At 55.3% G+C, this 23,340-nt stretch carries 22 protein-coding genes; 11 read left to right on the top strand and 11 right to left on the bottom strand.

Features of this window, described 5'->3' with window-relative positions:
* Nucleotide 1 precedes the first annotated feature (1 nt).
* The 4 genes from ACP4QI_RS02570 to ACP4QI_RS02585 all read left to right on the top strand — a co-directional run bounded on the left by ACP4QI_RS02570 (nucleotide 2) and on the right by ACP4QI_RS02585 (nucleotide 3,066).
* Entirely contained in the window at nucleotides 2–343 is a 342-nt protein-coding gene (locus tag ACP4QI_RS02570) for a hypothetical protein (RefSeq protein ID WP_426495490.1), read from the top strand.
* Nucleotides 344–458: 115 nt separating this feature from the next.
* Complete coding sequence (locus ACP4QI_RS02575; protein WP_156262832.1) at nucleotides 459–926, top strand: MarR family winged helix-turn-helix transcriptional regulator; 468 nt, start codon at nucleotides 459–461, stop codon at nucleotides 924–926.
* The gene (locus tag ACP4QI_RS02580) at nucleotides 926–1,993 is read left to right on the top strand and encodes an HlyD family secretion protein (RefSeq protein WP_142488090.1); all 1,068 of its coding nucleotides are present in this window, start codon (nucleotides 926–928) and stop codon (nucleotides 1,991–1,993) included. The genes ACP4QI_RS02575 and ACP4QI_RS02580 overlap by 1 nt, the downstream gene beginning before the upstream one ends.
* Before the next feature lie 5 nt (nucleotides 1,994–1,998).
* Entirely contained in the window at nucleotides 1,999–3,066 is a 1,068-nt protein-coding gene (locus tag ACP4QI_RS02585) for a DUF2955 domain-containing protein (RefSeq protein ID WP_142488091.1), read from the top strand.
* A 3-nt stretch (nucleotides 3,067–3,069) separates the two neighbouring features.
* On the opposite strand, the gene ACP4QI_RS02590 is transcribed toward ACP4QI_RS02585, so the two are convergent.
* Nucleotides 3,070–4,350: a DUF445 domain-containing protein gene (locus ACP4QI_RS02590; protein ID WP_426495491.1), complete on the bottom strand. Its 1,281-nt coding sequence runs from the start codon at nucleotides 4,348–4,350 to the stop codon at nucleotides 3,070–3,072.
* A 215-nt stretch (nucleotides 4,351–4,565) separates the two neighbouring features.
* Between ACP4QI_RS02590 and ACP4QI_RS02595 the strand changes: the two genes are divergently transcribed.
* Nucleotides 4,566–4,838, top strand: coding sequence for a type II toxin-antitoxin system RelB/DinJ family antitoxin (locus ACP4QI_RS02595; RefSeq protein WP_106995684.1), 273 nt, complete (start codon nucleotides 4,566–4,568; stop codon nucleotides 4,836–4,838).
* A complete protein-coding gene (locus tag ACP4QI_RS02600; RefSeq protein ID WP_426495492.1) occupies nucleotides 4,825–5,130 on the top strand; it encodes a type II toxin-antitoxin system RelE/ParE family toxin in 306 nt (101 codons plus the stop codon). The genes ACP4QI_RS02595 and ACP4QI_RS02600 overlap by 14 nt, the downstream gene beginning before the upstream one ends.
* Before the next feature lie 37 nt (nucleotides 5,131–5,167).
* On the opposite strand, the gene ACP4QI_RS02605 is transcribed toward ACP4QI_RS02600, so the two are convergent.
* Nucleotides 5,168–5,824 (bottom strand): LysE family translocator, encoded by a 657-nt coding sequence (locus ACP4QI_RS02605; protein ID WP_426495493.1) that lies wholly within the window; start codon nucleotides 5,822–5,824, stop codon nucleotides 5,168–5,170.
* A gap of 47 nt (nucleotides 5,825–5,871) precedes the next feature.
* A complete protein-coding gene (locus ACP4QI_RS02610; RefSeq protein WP_426495494.1) occupies nucleotides 5,872–6,615 on the bottom strand; it encodes a helix-turn-helix transcriptional regulator in 744 nt (247 codons plus the stop codon).
* Between the two features lie 159 nt (nucleotides 6,616–6,774).
* Between ACP4QI_RS02610 and ACP4QI_RS02615 the strand changes: the two genes are divergently transcribed.
* From ACP4QI_RS02615 to ACP4QI_RS02635, 5 genes are all read left to right on the top strand, one after another.
* Nucleotides 6,775–7,197 (top strand): hypothetical protein, encoded by a 423-nt coding sequence (locus ACP4QI_RS02615; protein WP_426495495.1) that lies wholly within the window; start codon nucleotides 6,775–6,777, stop codon nucleotides 7,195–7,197.
* Between the two features lie 442 nt (nucleotides 7,198–7,639).
* Nucleotides 7,640–8,332 carry a hypothetical protein gene (locus ACP4QI_RS02620; protein ID WP_426495496.1) on the top strand — a complete coding sequence of 231 codons (693 nt, stop codon included), beginning with the start codon at nucleotides 7,640–7,642 and terminating at the stop codon, nucleotides 8,330–8,332.
* Between the two features lie 250 nt (nucleotides 8,333–8,582).
* Nucleotides 8,583–9,062 (top strand): Hcp family type VI secretion system effector, encoded by a 480-nt coding sequence (locus ACP4QI_RS02625; protein ID WP_156262839.1) that lies wholly within the window; start codon nucleotides 8,583–8,585, stop codon nucleotides 9,060–9,062.
* Between the two features lie 131 nt (nucleotides 9,063–9,193).
* Complete coding sequence (locus ACP4QI_RS02630) at nucleotides 9,194–10,564, top strand: NAD-dependent succinate-semialdehyde dehydrogenase (RefSeq protein WP_426495497.1); 1,371 nt, start codon at nucleotides 9,194–9,196, stop codon at nucleotides 10,562–10,564.
* A 224-nt stretch (nucleotides 10,565–10,788) separates the two neighbouring features.
* Complete coding sequence (locus tag ACP4QI_RS02635; protein ID WP_426495498.1) at nucleotides 10,789–13,326, top strand: penicillin G acylase; 2,538 nt, start codon at nucleotides 10,789–10,791, stop codon at nucleotides 13,324–13,326.
* 94 nt (nucleotides 13,327–13,420) lie between these two features.
* Here the strand turns inward: ACP4QI_RS02635 and ACP4QI_RS02640 are convergent, their stop codons facing one another.
* From ACP4QI_RS02640 to ACP4QI_RS02675, 8 genes are all read right to left on the bottom strand, one after another.
* Nucleotides 13,421–13,966 carry a YfaZ family outer membrane protein gene (locus ACP4QI_RS02640; protein ID WP_142488102.1) on the bottom strand — a complete coding sequence of 182 codons (546 nt, stop codon included), beginning with the start codon at nucleotides 13,964–13,966 and terminating at the stop codon, nucleotides 13,421–13,423.
* A gap of 364 nt (nucleotides 13,967–14,330) precedes the next feature.
* Nucleotides 14,331–15,284 (bottom strand): GTPase, encoded by a 954-nt coding sequence (gene yjiA, locus ACP4QI_RS02645; protein ID WP_426495499.1) that lies wholly within the window; start codon nucleotides 15,282–15,284, stop codon nucleotides 14,331–14,333.
* A gap of 10 nt (nucleotides 15,285–15,294) precedes the next feature.
* Entirely contained in the window at nucleotides 15,295–15,498 is a 204-nt protein-coding gene (locus ACP4QI_RS02650) for a YbdD/YjiX family protein (RefSeq protein ID WP_032616354.1), read from the bottom strand.
* Nucleotides 15,499–15,588: 90 nt separating this feature from the next.
* Nucleotides 15,589–17,739 (bottom strand): carbon starvation CstA family protein, encoded by a 2,151-nt coding sequence (locus ACP4QI_RS02655; RefSeq protein WP_142488104.1) that lies wholly within the window; start codon nucleotides 17,737–17,739, stop codon nucleotides 15,589–15,591.
* A 200-nt stretch (nucleotides 17,740–17,939) separates the two neighbouring features.
* Entirely contained in the window at nucleotides 17,940–18,695 is a 756-nt protein-coding gene (locus tag ACP4QI_RS02660; RefSeq protein ID WP_426495500.1) for a helix-turn-helix transcriptional regulator, read from the bottom strand.
* A gap of 206 nt (nucleotides 18,696–18,901) precedes the next feature.
* Nucleotides 18,902–20,146 carry a capsule biosynthesis protein gene (locus tag ACP4QI_RS02665; RefSeq protein ID WP_191221282.1) on the bottom strand — a complete coding sequence of 415 codons (1,245 nt, stop codon included), beginning with the start codon at nucleotides 20,144–20,146 and terminating at the stop codon, nucleotides 18,902–18,904.
* Between the two features lie 89 nt (nucleotides 20,147–20,235).
* A complete protein-coding gene (locus ACP4QI_RS02670) occupies nucleotides 20,236–22,239 on the bottom strand; it encodes a capsular polysaccharide biosynthesis protein (RefSeq protein WP_426495501.1) in 2,004 nt (667 codons plus the stop codon).
* 26 nt (nucleotides 22,240–22,265) lie between these two features.
* On the bottom strand, nucleotides 22,266–23,330 hold the full coding sequence (locus ACP4QI_RS02675; RefSeq protein WP_426495502.1) for a galactosyltransferase-related protein: 1,065 nt from the start codon (nucleotides 23,328–23,330) through the stop codon (nucleotides 22,266–22,268).
* Between the last annotated feature and the right edge of the window lie 10 nt (nucleotides 23,331–23,340).

Raw genomic sequence — 23,340 nt, forward strand, 5'->3', positions numbered from 1 at the left:
TATGGAAAGAATGATTACTGCACAAAAAAGTCTGGAAAAAGCGTTGTTGATCCTGATCGAAACTGCCGATAGCGAAGAGAAACAGTGGCGTATTTATCATGAATGCCTGTGCAAGTTTACTCAGGAGAGCCTCCCGCATCTGTTACGCATGGACTATTTTAGTCTGTTAAGGCTGGCCAACGTGCCGTTTAACAGCGCCGGAAAAATGTCGCCTGCCGGCCCTGATACCAGCCAGGGGATCAACGCCCTGCTACCGATGGCCATTCTTCTGCTTTATAAGCGCCTGACCGAGTGGTTATCTGTTGAAGCGTATCTCCGCAAGAGGCATGTTTCCGCCAGATAAGATCGATCGTGCGCAGGCAGGGCCCGCTTTCGCAATTCCTGCTGTTTAGATCCTCGTTTCTTGATACTTACCCTGATAACTATTATCTTCTCAGCGTGTGAAGCGAGGTTTCCCCATGCGTGAAGAAGATCTGTTCTGCCGCAGGCCAATGGGCATGCGGATGGCAATGATTGTGCGTCAGTGGCGCGCGGTGATTGACGACGCCATTCTTGAGACCGGGTTAACCCAGTCGAGCTGGACGGTGATGATGCAGCTGAAGCAGCTGGGGGATAACGTCTCGGTGAGCGAACTGGCGGAAGTGCAGGGTATTGAACTGCCGCCGCTGATGCGCACCCTTTCACAGCTGGAAAAGCAGGGCTACCTGCTGCGCACCACATCGCCTTATGACAAGCGCATCCGGCTGCTGACGCTCACGCCCGAGGGGAACGCGGTGCTGAAAACGCTGACCCAGGTAATCGAAACGTTCCAGACGCGGGTATCGCAGAATATCGCCCCGGAGCATCTCGACATTTTTAGCGCCACACTCAATCAAATCGCCTGCAATTTGCGGACAATCCGCGAAGAAGATAACAAGACCGAATAATCATGACCCCTGAACAAAAGTTTGCCCGCTGGGTAAGGGTGAGTATTGCCTCTTTCCTGCTGATGTTTGTCTATTTTATTGTCGCGGATATCTGGATCCCGCTGACGCCGGACGCCACCGTGATGCGCGTGGTGACGCCGGTATCGGCGCGCGTCTCCGGCTATGTGGCGGCGGTGCACGTGCACAACAACAGCCAGGTGAAGAAGGGCGATCTGCTGTTTGAGCTCGACCCGACCCCGTTCCGCAATAAGGTCGAGGCCGCCGAGATTGCCCTGCAGCAGGCGCGTCTCGCCAACCAGCAGCTGGATGCGCAAATCGTGGCGGCTCAGGCCAGCCTGAAAACCGCCCAGCTCACCGCCCGCAACGATAAAGTGACCTTTGATCGCTATCAGAAACTCAGCACCCTGCAGAACGTCTCCCAGGCGGATCTGGATAAAGTCCGCACGACATGGCAGAGCAGCGAGCAGGCCGTTGCCAATCTGGACGCCAGCATTCATCAGCTGCGCATTGAGCGCGGCGAGCGTGACGAAAGCCGTAACGTGACCCTGCAAAAATACCGCAACGCGCTGGACGAGGCCGAACTCAACCTCGGCTGGACGAAGATCTACGCCGAAGCTGACGGCACGGTCAGCAACGTCCAGCTGAGCCCCGGCTTTTATGCCGCCTCCGGCTCGGCGGCGCTGGCGCTGGTAAACAACCAGAGCGATATCGTCGCCGATTTCCGCGAAAAGAGCCTGCGCCATACCCACCAGGACACCGATGCCGCGGTGGTGTTTGACGCCTTCCCGGGCCGCGTATTCCGCGCTCACGTCACCAGCAGCGACGCCGGTATTTTAGCGGGACAGGAGGCGGTCAATGGCCAACTGTCGGAGCCCGAGACCTCCAACCGCTGGGTGCGTGATGCCCAGCGCATGCGCATCCACGTGGCGCTGGACGAAGCCCTGCCGAAGCACCTGCCGACCGGGGCGCGCGCCACCGTGCAGCTCTATAACAGCGAAGGTCCGTTTGCCCGCTTCTTCTCCGGGATGCAGATCCACCTCGTCAGCCTGCTGCACTATGTCTACTGATCATCATGTCTATTAATACCCTGGCGCGGGTCTTTACCCCGCACGGCAACATCGTCTACACCGCCAACGACTTTCGTCAGACGCTGCGGATCGTGTTTGCCGGGATGATTGCCCTGAGCGTGTCGAGCTTTTACAACACCAGCTACGGGGTCTTCTTCGTGATCTACCCGATTATGCTCCTGTCGCTGGTGCCGGTGTTTAACCGCCACGTCGCAAAACAGTTTGTGTTCAGTTCCGCGCTGAACTGCCTCGAAATGGTGTTTATTATCGGCTATCTGGCGCAGTGGCCGCTGATCATGACCCTGGTGGTGTTTGGCCTCTACGTGATGCGTTTTCGTTTTATGAGCCAGGGGCCGCTGTTTCTGTTTGGCTCGATGGGGGTGGTGTGCCAGAGCACCATGCTCAACTTTATGAGCTACCCCACCACTAACTGGCACACGCTTTTATTCTCTAATCTCGAAGCCAGCGTGATGGCGGTGTGCCTGAGCGCGCTGATGCACTATCTGCTGCCGGATGTCGAACCGCGTACGCCGCCGCCGCGTCTGGAGAAAGATGCCGCCCGGGTGCGCCATGAGTCGCTGCTCTCCGGCACCGTGGCGACGCTGATTTTTGTGGTGTTCCAGATAAGCGATCTCAGCGATTCGCTGTCGGCGCTGATGGCCGGGGTCCTGATACTCTTCCCGATGCACTACCGCGGGGCGGTGATGAGCTCGCTGTGGCGCGTGGTCGGGGTGGTGCTCGGCTGCCTGTACATTCTGGTGGTGCAGCTGGTGCTGTACGATCACAGCAGCCACATGCTGCTGATGATGCCGCTGATCGGCCTCGGGCTGGCGTTTGGCGCCCGCCTGCACGTGATGGAGAAGGTCGGGGCCGGGGTCGGTTTTGCCAGCATCACCACTATCGGGATTATGTTCGGCCAGAACATGCACCCTGACGGCGACCTGGTGTTCAGCGATCTCTACCGTATCGTCTCGGTGACGGTGGCGCTGGTGGCGACCCTGACCCTGGTGTTCCTGATGCATCTGATCCTTAACTGCTTTGCCCCGACGCGCTACGTGATCCGTAATCCGTAGCCCTTACCGGGTGAGCAGGGGCAGCACCTCGGGCAGTTGCGACAGCAGGAACAGGATCAGCCCGATGGTGCCGCCCACCAGGGTGCCGTTGACCCGGATAAACTGCAGATCCTTGCCGATGTTCAGTTCAATCTGTCGCGACATGTCTTTGGCATCCCAGCCTTTGACCGTATCGCTGATATGGCGGGTCAGGAAGCGGGCAAAATCCGGCGCCACGCGATGGGCGGCCTGCTCCAGATGCTCGTTCAGCGAGGCGCGCAGGTTGGCATCCGCCACCAGAGTTTCACCAAACCACAGCCCGGCGTTGGCAAGGCGCTGCTTAACCCGGGAGTCATCGCGCTGCATGTCGGCCTTCAGCCATTCGCGCAGATCGGCCCACATCTCACCCAGGTAGCGGTTAAAGGCCTCGTCGTTCTTCAGATACTCTTTAATGTTCTCGGCCTTGGCCGCCGTTTCCGGATCGTTTTTCAGATTATCCACCAGCTTCAGCACCGCGCGGTCAAAGGCCTGGCGGATCTGGTGGGTACGGTCGTGGCTGACATCATCCAGAATGGCATTCACCGCATTGGACACCAGCTCGGCGCTCTGATCCCCCAGCCATTCGGTAGGCAAGATCATCGCCTTACGCGGGTGCTCGGTCTTCAGCCAGTGGACAATCTGTGCGGCGATAAAATCGCGAGTGCTGTCGCGCTGGAGCAGCGTAATCAGGCGGTTAATCACCGCATCCAGCAGCACCTGATGACGGCTGTTTTTGGTCATGCTCTCCAGCATGGCGGCGCTGGTTTCGCTGAAATCGACCTTATCCAGCGCCTTATGCACCGCCCGCTTAAGCATGCGCTGAATGCGCCCGTCATCGGTCAGTTCGAGGAAGCCGCTCATCACCTGCATGATATGCTGCCCGACGCGCTGGGCGTTATCCGGCTTGCTGAACCAGTTCCCGATGAGGAGCGCCGGTTCGTGCTGGCGGATAAGCGCCACCAGCGACTGGGTATCGAGGAATTTCTCCTGCACAAACTGGCCGAGATTGTCGCCAATCCGGTCTTTGTTGCGCGGGATAATCGCCGTATGACGTGAGATAAAGGGTATCGGCACCCGGCGGAACAGGGCCACCACGGCAAACCAGTCGGCCAGGGCGCCGACCATCGCCGCTTCGGCAATAGCTTTCACCCCCCGCACCCAGAACGTCTGTGGCAGGAAGAGGGTGGCGATAAAGGTCGCGGCGGCAATCAGCAGCAGCGACAGCGCCAGGAGCTTGGCGCGTTTGAGTTCAGCGAGTTTTTCCATAGGGTTAAGGATAGAGGGAGAAAAGGCGAAGGGGCAAGGGAGCGTGCATTTTCCCCGGTGGCGCTGCGCTTACCGGGGCTACGAGGGGTGCGATGGTCTGGTTTTGTAGGCCTGATAAGCGCAGCGCCACCAGGCGTTTTTCCAGATAGCCCTGAAGGAGGTGCAAGACAGTCTTTTTGTGGCTACAATGTAGCTACAAACCATAAGGAGGCACTATGGATTCCGTAATCCGATCGCGTATCGACAGCGAGCTCAAAGCTCAGGCGGGTTCTGTCCTTGAGAGCTGTGGCTTAACCTGGAGCACGGCGATACGCCTGTTCGCCGAGCAGATTGTCAAAAATGAAGGGATCCCGTTCGAGGTGACCCGCAAACCCACCGCACGGTTACGCAATGCGATGCGCGAAGCCGAAGATATTTCCACCCACCAGAACGGACGCTTTGATGGTGTTGACCAGCTCATGGAGAGCTTAAACGATGGGAAAGAGTAAACGCGCGCCACTTCCGTACCGTTCTGATTACACTAAAACCTTTGTTAAAGCCTGGGAGCGCTACAACAAAGCAGGCCGGAAAGATATGCATGCCACGGCGGAGATTATGTCGCTGGTGCTCTCCGGTAATCCCATCCCTTCTGAGTACAGCGATCATCCCCTGACAGGCGATATGCAAGGCTTCCGCGAGCTGCATATTGGCGGTGACTATCTGTTGGTTTATCGGATCGATGATAAAAAGCCTCTGGTCGTGTTTACCGACCTGGGCACCCACGCAGAGCTTTTTGAATAGAGGCGTTTACCGGCACTACAAGCCATGTTCCGCGTGTTTACAGGGATTCAAGGATAAGCGGTAACAATCGCCACAGGATCCCTGCGCCAAACATCATCAGCACCCCTCCCGCCACGCGCTCGATTTTCCAGATATTGTTGCTCAACCGCCGCTGTACGCCGGGCAGGGCGATAAATGACACCACCGCCAGATCCCACACCAGCACGACCGTGACCATCCAGATACCGCTGACCGACTGCTGCAGCAGAGTAACGTTCGGACCCAGCAGCCCGGTCATCAACGCCAGATAAAAAAGGGCGTTTTTCGGATTTAACACCGCCGATCCCAGCCCGAGCAGGAGCTGCCTGCGCCAGGAGGGACATTCTGGCTCCGCGTAATCCAGCGCCAGCGTGCGGGCGCGGCTTTGCGCCAACTGCCAGCCGATCCACAGCAGATACAGCGCGCCTAATAGTTCGATAACACTGAACAGCAGCGTGAACTGGCGCAGCGCGCTCCAGCCTACAATCACCAGCAGAATATAGAGTCCGTTGCCCGCGGCGATCCCCACGCACAGCCCGGCGCTGCCGCGCAGGCGATGTCGGGCGGCGAATCCCATCAGCAGAAAGAAATCCGGGCCCGGGCTGAGCAGGGCAACAAAATGCGCCAGCGCGAGGGCCAGAAAAGCGGGCGGAAAAAGTAGGGTAAGCAGTTCCATAGTGACCTCATCAGCAAAACTGAGGTCAAGCTACGCTGGCGTAAGCGCTAATTATTGTCGGATATTGATCGCCCGGTAGCGTACTGGCGTGGCGTAGCGGCCGTGTAGCTGACAAATGTTTTATGGAAGTGGCTCTGATCGGCAAAGCCGCTCTGGTAGCTGACGTCGGCAATGTCATCCCCGGCGCGCAGGCGCGCTTTGGCGAACTCTATCCGGGAAATGTTCAGGAAAGTGCCGGGCGTCAGGCCAGTGTCCTGCTTAAAGGTTCTGATAAGCGTCTCTTTGCGCAGCGAGAAGCGTCGGGCTAAGGCGTCCAGAGAAGGCGGCTTGTGCAGGCTGTGACGGAGCGTCTGCTGAAGCGCAAGGCTGGTGGGGCGAAGGGAGGCGGGCGGCGTTGGCCCGGCGGCAAGCCGGGAGAGAAGCGTGTCGATGACCGTCGCCGAGAGCGTCTCAACGACCCTCAGATACTGGCGGAACAGCGCCTCATTGCGGATCACCTGCATTGCGGGCTGAAGGTCGGTCTCCAGATACAGCATATGGTAGCTGCGCGGCTGACCTGCCAGCGGATTGCAGCTGTGCGGCATGTGCGCGGGGATGACGATCAGATCGCCAGGATAAAGGGTGAACGGCTCGCCGTTGCAGGTGCAACAAGTTTGCCCCTCCAGGATAGCGCCAATGGACAGCTGCCCGTGGCTGTGAAGCTTGTAGGCCTGGGCGCTTTGCCAGGTGCTGCGCAGTTCAACGCCAGGCTGACGGCGGAAGGTCTGATTGACGTGACGGGTGTGGGTCATAGTGGCTACCGGAGGCGTTTAAGTGGTTATAGCATGAGCGGAGAAGAGTGTCGCCTGTGATAATTTGGGAAGAGGTCGCTATGTGACAGGAATAGTGGTACATAAAATACCGCAACGGCATCACAGGAATATCAGGGATAATTATTAAGGGAATAAACTATGCACGTCAGCACGGCTATTAAATGGTTACATCGGCTTACCACCATTCTGTTACTTATTATCGTTGCAGGCTATTTTTCTTATGAATACTTCATGAAGAGCCGAAGCGACGATCGTTTAGTGATAACAAAAGAGGTGACAGAAAACGTGACGCTTTACGTCACGCAGTATGGGGGCGGTGCAACCGCGCCTGATGTCTATCGTTATTACCTGAATAATAAAAATCAGACGATAGAGCAGCTCAGGGAAAATAAGCCTTTTCTTGTTTCAGATAATGGTAATGCGATAATTAGCGGCTACGGTAATAACGTCAATGTTAAGTTATCAGGGCGTATTTATTCTTTTAGTAATCTGACGATGTTCTACGCTCAGGAAAATCTGGTTATCCCGGTGATAAATCTTACTGCAATAGGAGTACGCTAATTAATATGCATATGAAGACGCAAGAAGTGATGAGGTTCAGACGCGATGAGATGCCATCATGCAGAACATTGCATACAAATGAACTACTGGCATTGGCAGAAAAGACTGATAATGCAATCGATTATAGTTATATCCCTGAAACTACCGAAGAACAGTGGAATGACGCGGTTCGCGGCAAATTTTAGTGATTTAAAATAACCGGCGCCATCCTGTAGGTGGCGCACTAAAATACTCTTCCTATAAAAAATGGAGGAAATAAACCCTTTTAATTAATAACCGTTGTCAATAAAAGCTCAATATATACTATCTCACTCAAGATATTTATACAAAGCGTAACAGTAATAACTTTACTGAATGTGTGTTTTCGCAATTTAATAACTATATCCACATCACCACTGGGGTGATATAAAGTATAAGGAGTAAGAAACAGGAGAGGGATATCATGGTCGACACCGCTATTTTTGTGGGAAATATAGCTACGGATGATGTAAAAAAGGTTGCTAACAGGATTTATGATATAATCGTATCACCCGGGATCATTCCTGGGTTAATAAATGGGGGGCTTACCGTTCCACTTGATTTAGGGTATCTTGCTATAGGCTATTTCGATACGGTTTCGCGTTTTTCTCGTCAAACTCAGCGAATCCGCATAGCAGAGGCAATTCATAACGATATTTTAAATTATGATCACATCACAAATGCAATTGAAAAAATATTTGAAAAATTCAACAAATACCTCACTGTAAGCCATCAAGATAATGTTTATCGCGGTGTTGTTTCATCCATTGCTGGTCGCTTAATTACCGCTAAAATCATTTCAACAATAGGGGCGGCTGTCCTCACACGTGTATCCTTCATTGGTGCAAAGACAGCGAACAACTGGATCGGCAGAGTCACTATGGTGTTGCTTGTTGGCGGGATGGCTGAGCGTTCCATTAGCATTTCTGAAGAGCTTGCTATCAAGGCTCCTGAAATATATGAGCTACTTCGTCCGCATGATTATGATCTGACATATTTTCTTTTTGAACCTGCTGTAAAACCCTTTGTGGAAGCCGTTCATATAGCAAACCAACTTGGGCAGCCTTATTTTAATAAAATAATAAAAATCGTTGAGAGTAAATTAAATGCCGAATAACAGTCCTCTCTCTTTTATGTATAAGCATGTTTTAAATGCGTTAATATTAATGATGGTTCACACCTGGGGTTTCTTCGAATCTGTACTGTTTGTAGGTGGTTTTATAGTTTGCCTTATATTACCTGTCGTGTGGCCCATGAAGTTCATTTATGCCGTTTTATGGTTGATAGTATTCTACATATGTTCAAAAGTTGTTAGTTTTTTAGAAAACTACCGTGATGGAAACAAAAATAGATAATAGGGAAATAATATGTCTAATCCAGCTTATTTATGGTTAACAGATGAAAATGGATCTCCTGTCGCGGGAGGTTGTTGCGTGTTGGGCCGTGTGGGATCCATCGAGATAAAATCATTGTCACATCACATGACTATCCCGACAGATTCTAATACGGGGAAATTAACCGGTACACGAATCCATACGCCAATATTAATACAAAAAGAGTTTGACCGTGTAACACCACTTTTATATCGCGCTATTAGTCGGGGCTACCTCCTTAAATCCGCTGAAATTAAAATGTACCAAATAGTGGACTCGGGAAGAGAAGTTGAATATTTTAATATCTATATGGAAAATGTAAAAATCACGGGTATTACACCCAGTCTTCATCCCGGCTCTGGTACAGGAACTCATTTAGAAAATATTGAGCTTCGCTACGAGTCTATTCAGTGGAAGTATGTTGACGGAAATATTGTCTTTAAAGACAGCTGGAACGAACGCTGCGTCGCATAGATGGCTGTGTTCTAAGGCTTTAATCTCTAACGCCACCCTCCCGGTGGCGTTACCTGTATACCTAACTTTACCTGCGAACTCAGCCATTTTGACTACCCTTAATACCCAACGCGGTAAAAAAGGAGGCAACAATGGCCTATAAGACAGTGAATCCTGCCAACAACAAACTCATCAAAGAATATCCTTCTCATACCGATGCTGATGTCGAGGCGGCGCTGAGTACCGCCGACGCGCTCTACCATTCCGACTGGTCAAAAGGCAGCATCGACAAGCGCCTGGCGGTACTGTACAAGCTGGCGGATCTGATTGATTCCCGTACCGAAGAGCTGGCAAAAATTGCCAGCGAGGAGATGGGTAAACTCATTGCCCAGAGCCGCGGCGAGGTGAAGCTCTGCGCGCAGATTGCCCGCTACTACGCGGATAATGCCAAACAATTTCTCGCCCCGGTGAAATACCCCTCTGAAATGGGCGAGGCGTGGGTAGAGCACCATCCGATCGGCGTGGTGATGGCCGTGGAGCCGTGGAACTTCCCTTACTACCAGCTGATGCGCGTGCTGGCCCCGAACCTGGCGGCGGGTAACCCGGTGATCGCCAAACATGCCAGCATCGTTCCGCACTGTGCGGAGGCCTTCGCCCATCTGGTGCGCGAAGCCGGTGCGCCGGACGGAGCATGGACTAACCTGTTTATCTCTTCCGATCAGGTGGCGAATATTATCGCCGACGATCGCGTGCAGGGCGCGGCCCTGACCGGGTCCGAGAAGGCCGGTAGCGTGGTGGCCGCCCAGGCGGCGAAGCACATCAAGAAATCGACCCTCGAACTGGGCGGTAATGACGTATTCGTGGTGCTGGACGATGCGGATCTGGAGAAAGCGGTGAAGATCGGCGTCAACGCCCGCCTTGCCAATGCCGGGCAGGTCTGTACTGCCGCCAAGCGCTTTATCGTGCACGAGAAGGTGGCCGAGCAGTTCCTGACGAAATACACCGAGGCATTCCGCAACATCAAAATAGGCGATCCGCTCGACGAGAGCACCCGACTGGGGCCGCTGTCATCGAAAGAGGCGCTGGAGACCCTGACGAAACAGGTGGACGAGGCGGTGAAAAATGGCGCGACGCTGCATTTCGGCGGCAAACCGGTCCAGCGTGAAGGCAGCTTCTTTGAGCCGACCATTCTGACCAACATTACCCGCGATAACCCGGCGTATTTCGAAGAGTTCTTTGGCCCGGTGGCGCAGATCTACGTGGTGAAAAACGATGACGAGGCGGTGAAGCTGGCCAACGACTCGCACTACGGCCTGGGCGGTGCGGTGTTCAGTAAAGATATCGATCGCGCTAAAAAGATGGCCTCGAAAATCGAGACCGGGATGGTGTGGATCAACTGGCTCACCGATACCGCCGCCGAGCTGCCGTTTGGCGGCGTGAAGCGCTCCGGCTACGGTCGCGAGCTGTCTGATCTGGGGATTAAAGAGTTTGTGAACCAGAAGCTGGTGGTGATCCGCCGGTAGGTATTTTCCCCCTCATCCTGACCCTCTCCCCAAAGGGGAGAGGGAACCAACCCGCAGTCCATAGGCTCGTTAAGTGATTCGAATAAATGTGATGTATAATTATTTGTGTGTCATAAATTAGCTAGCGCCCTCACAGTTCGCAGAGAAACCATCCCGCAATTCTGGATAACCATTGGTCCGTTGCTAGTATGAATTCGCTAATCATACACCTGCAAGAGGATACAATGATAAACAGAAATCGTATGATCGTGAACGGTATTGTGGCTTCCCTGGCCTGTACATGGACCCTGACAGCGCGAGCTGAAAATCCCGCAACCGAAGTCAAAATCGTGCGCGATCAATACGGCATGCCGCACATCTACGCCGATGACACCTACCGTCTGTTCTATGGCTACGGCTACGTGGTGGCGCAGGATCGCCTGTTCCAGATGGAGATGGCGCGTCGCAGCACCCAGGGACAGGTTGCCGAAGTCCTCGGCAGTACTTTTGTTAAATTCGATAAGGACATCCGCCAGAACTACTGGCCGGATTCGATCCGCGCGCAAATCGCTGCGCTCAGTGCGGATGATAAAGCCATTCTGCAGGGCTATGCCGATGGGATGAACGCCTGGATCGACCGGGTAAACGGCGATCCCGGCAAACTGTTGCCAGAACAATTCTCCACCTTCGGCTTTACGCCAAAACGCTGGGAGCCTTTTGATGTGGCGATGGTCTTTGTCGGGACCATGGCGAACCGTTTTTCTGACGCCACCAGCGAGATCGACAACCTCGCTCTGCTGACGGCGTTAAAAGATAAGTATGGCGACAAGGGGATGGCGGTTTTCAACCAGCTGAAATGGTTGGTGAATCCGGCGGCGCCGACCACCATCGCTCCGCAGGAGAGTCAGTATCCGGTTAAGTTCGATCTCAACACCACGCAAACCGCCGCCCTGTTGCCGCGTTACGATATGTCGCCGCCAATGCTGGATCGACCGGCCAAAGGTGATGATGGTGGCCTGCTGGCGCTGACCCCGGCGCAGAACCGCGAGACGATCATGGCGCAGTTTGTTCACGGCGGAGCCAACGGCCTGGCGGGCTATCCCACCACCAGCAACATGTGGGTGCTGGGTAAGGGCAAAACCCAGGATGCCAAAGCGATCATGGTCAATGGGCCGCAGTTCGGCTGGTATGCGCCGGCGTACACCTACGGTATTGGGTTGCACGGCGCGGGCTATGATGTCACGGGCAATACGCCCTTTGCCTATCCGGGGCTGGTGTTTGGCCATAATGGCACCATTTCATGGGGATCTACCGCCGGATTTGGCGATGATGTCGACATTTTTGCGGAACAACTTTCCGATCAAAAGCCAGGGCAGTACCTGCATAACGGCGAGTGGATCAAGATGCTCAGCCGCGAAGAGAAAATCGTCGTTAAAGACGGGCAGCCAGAGACCTTTACCGTCTATCGCACCCTACATGGCAACGTGATAAAAACCGACCCGGCCACGCAAACGGCGTATGCCAAAGCGCGGGCCTGGGACGGCAAAGAGGTGGCCTCCCTGCTGGCCTGGACCCATCAGATGAAGGCGAAAAACTGGCAGGAGTGGACGCAGCAGGCGGCGAAGCAGGCCCTGACCATCAACTGGTATTACGCCGATATCGATGGCAACATTGGCTATGTGCATGGCGGGGCTTATCCGCAGCGTCAGCCAGGGCACGATCCGCGTCTGCCGGTGCCGGGCACCGGCAAGTGGGACTGGCAGGGGCTGCTGCCGTTCGATCTTAATCCTAAGGTCTATAACCCGAAGTCGGGCTATATCGCCAACTGGAACAACTCACCCCAGCAGGGCTATCCGGCCTCGGATCTGTTTGCCTTCTTATGGGGGAGCGCGGATCGCGTTACCGAGATTAGCCAGCTTATTGATAAACAACCCACCTTTACTTACGAGCAGGCCTGGGATCTGATCCGGCAGACCAGCCGTCAGGATCTGACCCGTCGGCTGTTTTTACCCGCTCTGCAAAACGCCACGGCACAGTTGCCGGGTGACGATCCGCGCCAGCAGCTGGTAAAACGGTTAAGCGACTGGGATGGGGTGAACCTTCTCAATGAGGATGGCAAAACGCTGCAACAGCCGGGCTCGGCGATTTTAAACGTCTGGCTGAGCAGCATGTTGAAACAGACCGTCGCGGCGGCGGTGCCGGAGCCGTTCAATAAATGGTATAGCGCCAGCGGCTACGAAACCACGCAGGACGGGCCGACCGGATCGCTGAATATCAGCGTGGGGGCGAAAGTGCTGTATGAAGCGTTACAGGGGGAAAAATCTGCGATCCCACAGGCGGTGGATCTGTTCGGCGGCAAGCCGCAGCAGGAGGTGATCCTTGCTGCCCTGCAGGAAGCCTGGCAGACGCTGTCGCAGCAGTACGGCAACGATATTACGCAGTGGAAAACCCCGGCGATGGCGTTGACCTTCCGCGCCAGTAACTTCTTTGGCGTTCCGCAGGCGGCTCCGGAAGAGGCCGTCCATCAGGCGGAGTATCAGAATCGCGGCACGGAAAACGACATGATTGTCTTCTCGCCGACTTCGCAGGAAGCACCGGTTCTGGCATGGGACGTGATGGCACCCGGACAGAGCGGCTTTATCGCCCCGGACGGTACGCCGGATAAGCACTATCGCGATCAGCAAAAACTGTATGAAACCTTCGGGCGTAAACCGCTGTGGTTAACCCCGCAGGAGGTGGCGGCGCATCAGGAGTCGCAGGAGATTTTGCAGGTACAGCGGTAAGAGTGAGTGCCGTTTCGCCCGGCGGCGCTGCGCTTGCAAGGGCCTACGGTTTTGTAGGCCGGGTAAGCGCAGCGCTACCCGGCAGTTTGTTGGGTTAGAAGCTCACGCCGCCGCCAACGTAGGCGCCGTCAATCAGAGTGTGGTTTGGACGATTGTCTTTGCCATCAACGCTTACGTGGCGGTAACCCACTTTCAGCGTAACCGGTTTGACCGGCGTCCAGCTGACGCCGCCGTTTGCTTCAACGTAGTTTTTAACGCTGTTGTTCAGGCCGTCCGGGGCAACGTAACCTTCACCGAACAGGTTAATGCTGTCCGTCAGCGCCACGTTCACGCCGCCGCCGACCGGGAATGCCACGCCGTTATCGCCTTTTTTCGGGCCAACGTAGATGGCTTTCGCACCCGCATTCAGCATCACCGGGCCGACTTCAAAGTTGTAGCCTGCGCCAACGCCACCGGTCTGGGTGCCGTCATCGGTATTTTTGAGCCAGTGGCCTTCGGTATACAGACCGGATGAGGATTTACCCATTTCCACATTCAGGTTGGTGAAGTTTTTACCCTGTTCAATGCTGCCGCCCATGGCCAGGGCAGAACCTGATACCGCAGTCAGCGCGGAAAGGAGAAGAATATTAAGCTTTTTCATGTTTTATGCCTCGTCATCAAATTAATCTGAGGGCACCTTAACAAGCGACGTTTATGACTGCAAATGTGATCAGGGTCGGATTTTTATGCTGATTGTGTGAATTTATTTCAGTGTTATTGTTGCGAAATGGTGACTTTGTTGCGGGGTCAATCATTGATCTCAAGGTGTTTAAGATCGATTTAGTTTATTCCCTAAACAGACGCTGAATAGAGCATAGAAAATAGTGAGCAACGAAATAATGGTGATTATTATCATTACGTAATCCATTTTCAGCTTTACAGTTTATAACCTTTATTTACATTGATTCATCGTTATCTGCACCGCAAAGAAGCCACTCCCTTTTGGAGAAAAGGGAGTGCAGATGTTATTTTTTCAATCCGGCAAACCCCGCGCGGATCTCTTCTTCCGGCAGTTCGATCCCGATAAACACCATCACGCTGTGCGGGGCTTCCTCGCCCCACGGGCGGTCCCAGTCGGCGCTGTAGAGGCGCTGGACGCCCTGGAACAGCAGGCGGTTCGGCTCGCCGTCGATCCACAGCATGCCTTTGTAGCGCAGCAGTTTATCGGCAAAGGAGAGCAGCAGGTTCTCCATCACCCGGGAAACTTCGCTGATATCTACCGGGTAATCCAGTTCAACCACGATAGTGGAGACATCATTCTGCTTGTCGGCCATAAAGTGGAAACGCGGCTTCGAGGTCACCTTCTCTTCCAGCATAAAGCCGTTGGTATTGAACAGCTGGGCGAGATCGATATCGCCATGGGTAACGGTAAAGATGGGCGCGCGGGCGTTAATGCGCGTCAGGCGCTCGCGCAGCTTCTCGCTCTCGCCCGCCACGTCGGTTTTGGTCAGCAGGATGCGGTCGGCGTAGCCCACCTGCGACTGGGCGATGGTGAACTGGTTCATCTGGTCGTCGGCGTGGACCGCGTCCACCAGGGCGATCACGCCGTCCAGCAGGTAGCGCTGGCAGAGGATCTCGTGAGAGAAGAAGGTCTGAATAATCGGGCCGGGGTCGGCCATGCCGGTGCACTCGATCACCAGGCGGTCGAAGTCGATCTCGCCGCGATCGCGGCTGTCGAGCAGGTCGAGCAGGGCGTCTTCGAGTTCATTCGAGCGGGTGCAGCAGATGCAGCCGTTGGTCAGGGTTTTGATCTGGGTGGCGCGATCGCCAATCAGCTGGTCGTCAACCGAGACTTCCCCGAACTCGTTTTCGATGACCGCGATTTTAAAGCCGTGTTGTTCGTTCAGGATGTGGCGCAGCAGGGTGGTTTTGCCCGCGCCGAGAAAGCCGGTGAGTAGGGTAACGGCAATCGGTGTCATGGTCTCTCCTTTAGCAGCAGCGTACGCCGCCTTCTCCTCCTCCGCCGTAGCGCGCTTCCTGACGCTCGCGGAAGAATTCGTTGTAGGTCATGTACGGCTTATCCGGATGGTTGGTCTTCATATGTTCAACGTAGTTGTCATAGTCCGGGATGCCAATCAGCATTTTCGCCGCCTGACCGAGGTATTTTTTAGCTTCGCCTAAGTTACCAAACATTGTGCCATCCAGATAGAAAAAGCCCGGCGGCGCTACGCTTGCCGGGCCTGTGAATATTCCAACCCTCTCCCAAAGGGAGAGGAGAGTGGATTAATGGTGTGAAGAGGTCTTCACGCCGCCTTCCGGTACCGGTACATACGGGGTCTCTTTATCCGTACGACCGTCGGCGTTACGCACTTTCATCCAGGTTTTAATGCCGTAGAAGATGATGCTGTAGACCACCACCAGGAACAGAATGCTCAGACCCGCGTTGGTGTAGTTGTTCACCACGATATGGTTCATGTTGGCAATCTGTTGGGCAGTCAGCTCATCGCCTGCCGCAATCTTCTCTTTGTACTGGTTAGCCATAAAGAAGAAGCCTTCCAGCTGCGGGTTGGTGCTGAACAGTTTCAGACCCAGCGCCCAGGTGGTGCAGAGCAGCAGCCACAGGGCAGGCACCACGGTCACCCAGATGTATTTGGTGCGCTTCATCTTCACCAGCACCACGGTGCCGAGCACCAGGGCAACGGCCGCCAGCATCTGGTTAGAGATCCCGAACAGCGGCCACAGGCTCTTCACGCCGCCCAGCGGGTCGACAACGCCCTGATACAGCAGGTAGCCCCACAGGCCGACGCAGCCCGCAGTACCCAGAATGCCGGCCACCAGCGAGTCGGTTTTCTTCAGGAACGGCACGAAGTTACCCAGCAGGTCCTGCAGCATAAAGCGGCCTGCACGGGTACCTGCATCCAGCGCGGTCAGGATGAACAGCGCTTCGAACAGAATACCGAAGTGGTACCAGAAGCCCATGTCCGCCCACGGCAGCACTTTGTGGAACACGTGGGCGATACCCACTGCCAGGGTTGGCGCGCCACCGGCACGGTTCAGCACCGACGGTTCACCGATGTCTTTCGCGGTCTGCATGATCTGCTCAGGCGAGATCACGAAGCCCCAGGAGCTGACGGTTGCCGCCGCGTGGGCGCTCACGTCTTTCAGCTGCGCCATGATCAGCGCCGCGTTGTCACCGCCCATCTCATGCAGGTTTGGCATGGTAATGCCCAGGCCCGCAGGCGGGGTGTTCATCGCGAAGTAGAGACCCGGCTCGATGATGGACGCCGCCACCAGAGCCATGACCGCCACGAAGGACTCCATCAGCATCGCGCCGTAACCGATCAGGCGGGCGTCGTTTTCGTTCGCCAGCAGCTTCGGTGTGGTGCCGGAGGCAATCAGGGCATGGAAGCCAGAGACCGCGCCACAGGCGATAGTAATAAACAGGAACGGGAACAGGGCGCCTTTCCACAGTGGACCGGTACCGTCGATGTACTGGGTCACCGCAGGCATTTTCAGCTCAGGGTTGATGATCACGATGCCGATCGCCAGCCCGACGATCACGCCGATTTTCAGGAAGGTCGCGAGGTAGTCACGCGGCGCCAGAATCAGCCATACCGGCAGCAGGGCAGAGACAAAGGCATAGCCAACCAGCACGAAGGTGATGGTGGTGTCTTTGAAGGTCAGCGCCGGGCCCCAGTACGGGTCATGCGCAATCACGCCGCCGAAGTAAATAGACGCCACCAGCAGCACGATACCGATCACCGACACTTCACCCACGCGGCCCGGACGCAGGAATCGCATGTAGATCCCCATGAACAGCGCAATCGGCACGGTGGAGCAGACGGTGAACACGCCCCACGGGCTTTCGGCCAGGGCTTTCACCACGATCAGGGCCAGCACCGCCAGGATGATGATCATAATCAGGAAGCAGCCGAACAGGGCGATAGTCCCCGGCACGCGGCCCATCTCTTCTTTGATCATCTCACCCAGAGACGCGCCGTTACGGCGGGAAGAGATAAACAGCACCATAAAGTCCTGCACCGCCCCCGCCAGCACCACGCCCGCCAGCAGCCACAGGGTACCCGGCAGGTAGCCCATCTGCGCGGCCAGCACCGGGCCGACCAGCGGGCCCGCGCCTGCGATGGCGGCAAAGTGGTGACCAAACAGCACGTAGCGGTTGGTTGGCACGTAGTTCAGGCCGTCATTGTTGATGACTGCCGGGGTGGCACGCGTCGGGTCGAGCTTCATGACCTTCTGCGCGATATAGAGACTGTAGTAGCGGTACGCCACCAGATAGACCGATACCGAGGCCACGACGATCCACAGGGCGCTGATGTGCTCTCCGCGGCGCAGGGCGACGACGGCAAGGCAACAGGCACCGAGGATCCCGAGCAGCAGCCAGGGAACGTGCTTAAGTAGTTTTTTAATGTCCATAATAAAACCTGGTTTTTTAGATGAAAAAAGGGTCAGGGTTCGCTGTGAGAGATATTGAGTAATGCTGAGGCGATCATGCCAGAGCCTTACGCGCGTAAAGGAGGGTAAATCGGTGAGTGGTTGTATGGCGGGATGAGCGGTCTACAGGGAGGGCGAGTGGTTCAGGCTCGCCGTCAGTGGGGAAAATTGTGTGAGGAGGATCACTCTACTTCGGTCAGCTCCGTTGCCAGATAGCTTTCCAGGATGGCGACAAACTTCTGCTTAAGCCAGGCCGGTTCCAGCACCTGAATGTTGGGCAGCCAGTAGAAGAGCAGCGGCAGGATCTGGTTCTCATGTGCGGCCCGGCAGCGCAGGGTGATCCCCTGCTGTCCGTCGCTCAACATCTCCTGACCGGGCAGCAGCTCGCGACGCTTAAAATAGTGCGCCATGCTCGCAGGAATAAATATATCCACTTCGAAAGTCTCTTCACTGACCCAGGGCTCAAGGCTGGTTTCAACTAATTCGAGGATCTCATTATCCGGAATAAAGTTTTCGCTGCGAATATCCAGCCACTGGATCAGGCTCAGGCTAAATGATTTCAGTTTGTTATTATCAGTGGCTTGTAAATAACAGAGGTTATTTTTGTTAATTAGTTTATAGGGTTTAATCAGTCGCGATTTATCTTTATACAGGATCTGGCAAACTTGCCGGTGCTTAATGGCTTTTTCCAGGGTCGGTAACAGACGATGCATCGCGCCGGGTGCGTCAGGCACCTGAAGAGCATGAATAAGCCGGTACTGCCCGTCTCCGGTGTGCTCCACAATGGGCGAAAGGGCATTCAGATCGCGATAAACCGTGCGCTCAGTGATATTAAATTTATGCATCAATGCCTGGCGGTTAACCACGCCGTGTAAATGGAGCTCCAGCAGAATATCAACCAACCTTTCAGCCGAGCGACTCCTGGTCGGAATTGTCATATATGCTTTCCCGTTATTTAAGCCATTGCTGTGAACATTATGCCGGTGCGGCTGACAAAATATGTCAGTACAGAATTTGGCATAAAAATTTGTCTTAGGTTATAACGGCCAGAATTGGGATAAACATTAGGAATTTTTACAGCGGCGGGATAAAAGCGCGGTATAGATCGGATCCGCCGGGGCAATTTCCCCGGCGTGGAGATGAATTAGCGTTCGAGTTCGGAATCGGCAAGCGGTGTCGTCAGGGGAATTTCTGTCGGGATGTTCAGCCAGTCGGACTTGCCGTAAAAGACGGCGTTGATCTGCGTTTGATAGAGCAGGTGGGTACGAAAACGCTGGAACAGTTTTGCATCTGGAGCAAAATCCGCCTGCCAGAACTGGTTCAGCGGCCCCTGCCAGGTTAACCCTTCGATGTCGTACAGCGCTTTGCCCATCACCTTGAGCGGCTTGTTATGGATCAGCGCCGACAGGCCGGCGGTGCTGTTCACGGTGATGACGCCCCGGGTGTGGGTCAGCAGGGCGGGCAGGGAGAGATCGTGGACATAGAGCACCCGGCCGCTGATGTCATACTTTTCGGTCAGCTTGTTAATCAGGATGCCGTAAAAACGGTGACCACGATCCATCGGGTGATGCTTGAACACCAGATAACGCTCTTTCGACGCATGGCGGGCAAAGGAGCGGATCACGGTTTCGATATAGTCACGCACGTCTTTATACGGGCTGTGATGAATAATCTGGCTGTCGTTGTAGACCTGCAAAATCGCCAGGTAGTACTGGTTATCCAGCTTTTCAGTGATATGGCTCAGCATGTGGCGCTGCTGCCAGCGATACCACAGCTTACGGCGACCGGCACGGAACCAGCAGCGCATCTCATACCACGGGGAGAACGACTTGTGGTGGAGATAGCCCCGGTAGCGATGGCGGCCAAACCAGCCCGCCGCATAGTAGAGCATGGCATGGGCAGCACGGTTAAAGGAACTCGGTTTCCACGGCGTTGGGGTTTTCAGCTCCGGCAGCGGCTGCTCGCGATAATACTTCGCATCAATGGGCATCGAGGAGAAGGCATTCACGCCCCCTTTTTCCAGGGTGATGTAGAAGGGACGGAAATAGCCCTCTTCAAACGCCAGAAAATCGATGGATTTGCTGCGCGCCCACTTCTTCGCTTCGATATGCATCGGGCGACAGTCACCAAAACAGACGATGGTGTCGAAGGGGTAGGTTTTATGTAACTCGCGCAGCCAGAAGGCAAAATTTTTTACTGAGCCGGTGTAGTGCAGCGCGGTCTCTTTCGCGGCGTACCATGAGTCCCCGGCATTAAAGCAGACCTGCTTCACTTCACGATTGCTGCTCTGCAACCAGCTTGCCAGACGTGAAAAGCAGGGGCCCATTGGTCCTTGTAATAAAAGATATCGGCGGCCATTCAGCAGATGGCGGATAGCTTGCTCTTCCATTTTTTTTCCCAGATCGGTTCCGTTGATGAGACAGGTGAGTTAACGGCTTGATGACCGTTTTTCTTTAATAAATCGGGATAAATAGTGTGCTAACGAAATGTTTGTGCCAGATAGCTCAGCTTGATCTGCCAGCGTTGCCAGCGGCTGGCCTTCTGCGATGAGGAGTTTCCCTGCGCTGCCAGCTGGCGGATCAGTTGTTCCGGGCTCATCCACAGGCCGCTCTGCCAGTCGATATAGCGCGGATAGGCGACCAGCGTCAGGTAAACCAGTGCCGCCAGCGGCAGGGTGCGCTGACGGCGCTCCGCCGGATGAATATCTTCGGTCAGCCCCCAGCCGCTGTAGAACGGCTGGCCCCAGGTGGTGACCTTCACCCCCTGCACCAGCGCTTCGAACCCGCTGAGGGAGGTCATGGTATGCAGCTCATCCACATGGGGATAGAGGCTGGTGAGGCCGAGATCCAGCACCTGGCTGTCAACGCAGCGCGCCAGGCATTCGGCCGAGATGGCACCGGCCCGGTTTCCTGCCACCACGTCCGGATGCGGTTTAAACAGGATATGCGCTTCTGGCCGGGCGGCACGCACGGCCCACAGCAGCTGTTCATTGCTGCGAATGACCGGGCTGCCGGTGAGGATCGAGGCATCGCCATCGACCTGCCCCACCACCAGCACCAGCGTTCGCCCGTCGGCCGGCGGCGTGAACGGCTGCACGGTGCCGACGTTATACTTGCTGACCCCATGCTGGCGGAGCAGATCCACCAGCGCGGCGCCGCGTTCCAGCGCCTGTTCGCTGAGCTGCTGCTGGTTGAGCAACTGCTCCAGCCCGCTCGGACGGCGGCTGTCGAAGTAGATCCCCACCGGGTCGATGGAGAGCGAAGAAGGGCGGCACAGGTTCGAGCCCAGTCCCCGGGAACGGATAAAACCATCCTCCACCCGAATTGCGTTTGCCAGTTCGGGATAACGACTGCCCCACACCAGCACCTGCTCGTCAGCGGCCAGCCGTTTGGGCGGGGTGCGCACAAAGCGCAGCTCCTCAGCCAGCGGCTGACAGAAGGCGCGCATAAAGGCGCGTTTCCACAGCGAGAAGCCCACCATATACAGGCGGCGATAGCGTGGGGCAGGATTCAGCTGATCCGCAATGACCTCAAGCACCTGCTCCACTTCGCAGCGCTGGCCCAGCACCGGATCCAGATAGCGAGGATAGAGGATCAGCGCCGCTGCCACCAGCTGCGGCAGGCTGACCTGCGCCTGGCGACGCGGGCAGGATTTGCTGTCATGGGTCAATCCCCAGCCGGCGTAAAACGGCATGCCGAAGCACCAGACCGCTTTGCCCAGCAGCAGGGCTTCAAACCCCATCTGCGAGGAGACGGTATAGACCGCTTCCACCTCATTCAGCAGGGCATGGGGATGGCAGTGATCGGTGACCCTTTCCACGTCATCCAGCTGCATCTGTGCCAGCACGCCGTGCTTTTTGCCCAGCCGGGTATCCGGATGGGTACGCAGCAGCAGGCGGGCGCCGGGGTGGTTACGCCGCGCAGCGGCAACCATTTCAACAAAATCTGCCTCGCTGGCGAGCGCGCCGGGAATGGAGAGATCCCCCGCCACCTGGTCGATCAGCAGCACCTTAGGACGGGCGTCGCTGTGCAGGCGGGCGGCCAGCGCGTCGGGTAGAGCGCTGCCCGCGGCATAGCAATTGTACTTGGTGATGCCAAGACGCAGCAGTTCGCTGGTCAGCGCTTCAGCCCGCGCCAGCAGCATGGTATCGCACGGGGTGGCGATCAGCTGCTCAAGGCGGCTGGGCTGGCGAGCGTCGTAGTAAATGCCCACAGGATCGGCGATCAGGGAGACGGCCTTGCCCCCTCTGGCGGGATGGCCAATATAACCGATAAAGCCATCTTCCAGCTGCCAGTACGGCAGGCCGAGGTCCTGGGCTTTTTGTTTTATTTGGCGGGTATTGGCTTTTTGGCCCCAGCCGACCAGTACATCGCCGGACTGTACGGCGTCTGCATGAATAAAGCGGGCCAGAGGCTGGTTAAGGCAGGCGCTGATTTGCGCACTGCGGGCCAGGATGCCGCCTGATTGTGTCCATAGGGTCATGCAAATTGCTCAGAGTAAGATGTTTATCAGGATTTTGATTTGACCATGTCTTTAAAAAACGCTTTCGGGTTCAGGTATAACTTACGCATTTTTCGCCACAGCGGGCGTTTCACCGTTACGCCATCCTTCCAGCGCAGTAATCCCGGATATTCACTGACGGGATAACCGGCCTCTTCCTGCAGACGGATCATCCATTCCCGAAAATCTGGAAGCTCGCCATTCAGATCGTTGCAAGGGATGACAGGACCTTTTAAAGGGCCCGGATTTGCCAGCATTTGCTCAAGCAACGCGTCGTTGCCCGCTCTGCGCTTGTGATAAGGGTGAGTCAACGGGCGTGGATGCCACTGGTGAACCAGGAAACGCCCGGCGAACAGATGGGGCAGGGCGTAATAACTGAAGTAACGTCGGAATCCCTGATAGTCCCCCGGATGCTGGGCTTTGATATTCAGACCATAATCCGCAGGACGTGGGCCAATAGGATAGTGCTGGCACAACCGATCTATTAGCTCCAGGTCTTCGCCGCCATGACCGACGAACCGCTCATCAAAGCCACCCAGCTGTAAAAACCACTCGCGGTTGAGTAACAGACAACTGCTGGCAAGGGCAATGCCTTCTACTCTGTGGTTTTCGCCGCGCAGGAAGGATTCAAGACAGCCCTGGAAATCACCGTCGAACCGCTCTGTTTCTTCTTTTGTTAGGTAGAGACAAGGGTACATTTCGAAGGCATTAACGTTGGATTTGCCAATCTTTTCACTGCGAATAATTAATTGCTCAAATAATGTAGGAGAACATTGCAGATCCGCATCCATAAAAAAAATTGAGCGGGCGCTGCTAAATTGGATGGCATTGCTTCGGGCAATTCCTGGCGAGTAGACCGAAAAAGGCTGAATATCATTAATTAATTGAATATCAGTTTTATTCGATAGTAAGGATATTTTATTGGTTGGGATTGTTATAAAAAGACTATCATTTTTAGGAATAGACTGGAGGCAAGCCTCCAGTCTATTAATCGCGACGTCCTGTTTCCCTCTTCCATCCTGCTGAAAGTAAAATGGAGTGATGATGTTTAATTCGCGCGATGGAGTTTTCATAATTACAATT

This window comes from Leclercia sp. TB492, assembly GCF_049974505.2.
In the GTDB taxonomy this organism is placed as follows: Bacteria; Pseudomonadota; Gammaproteobacteria; order Enterobacterales; family Enterobacteriaceae; genus Enterobacter; species Enterobacter adecarboxylatus_C.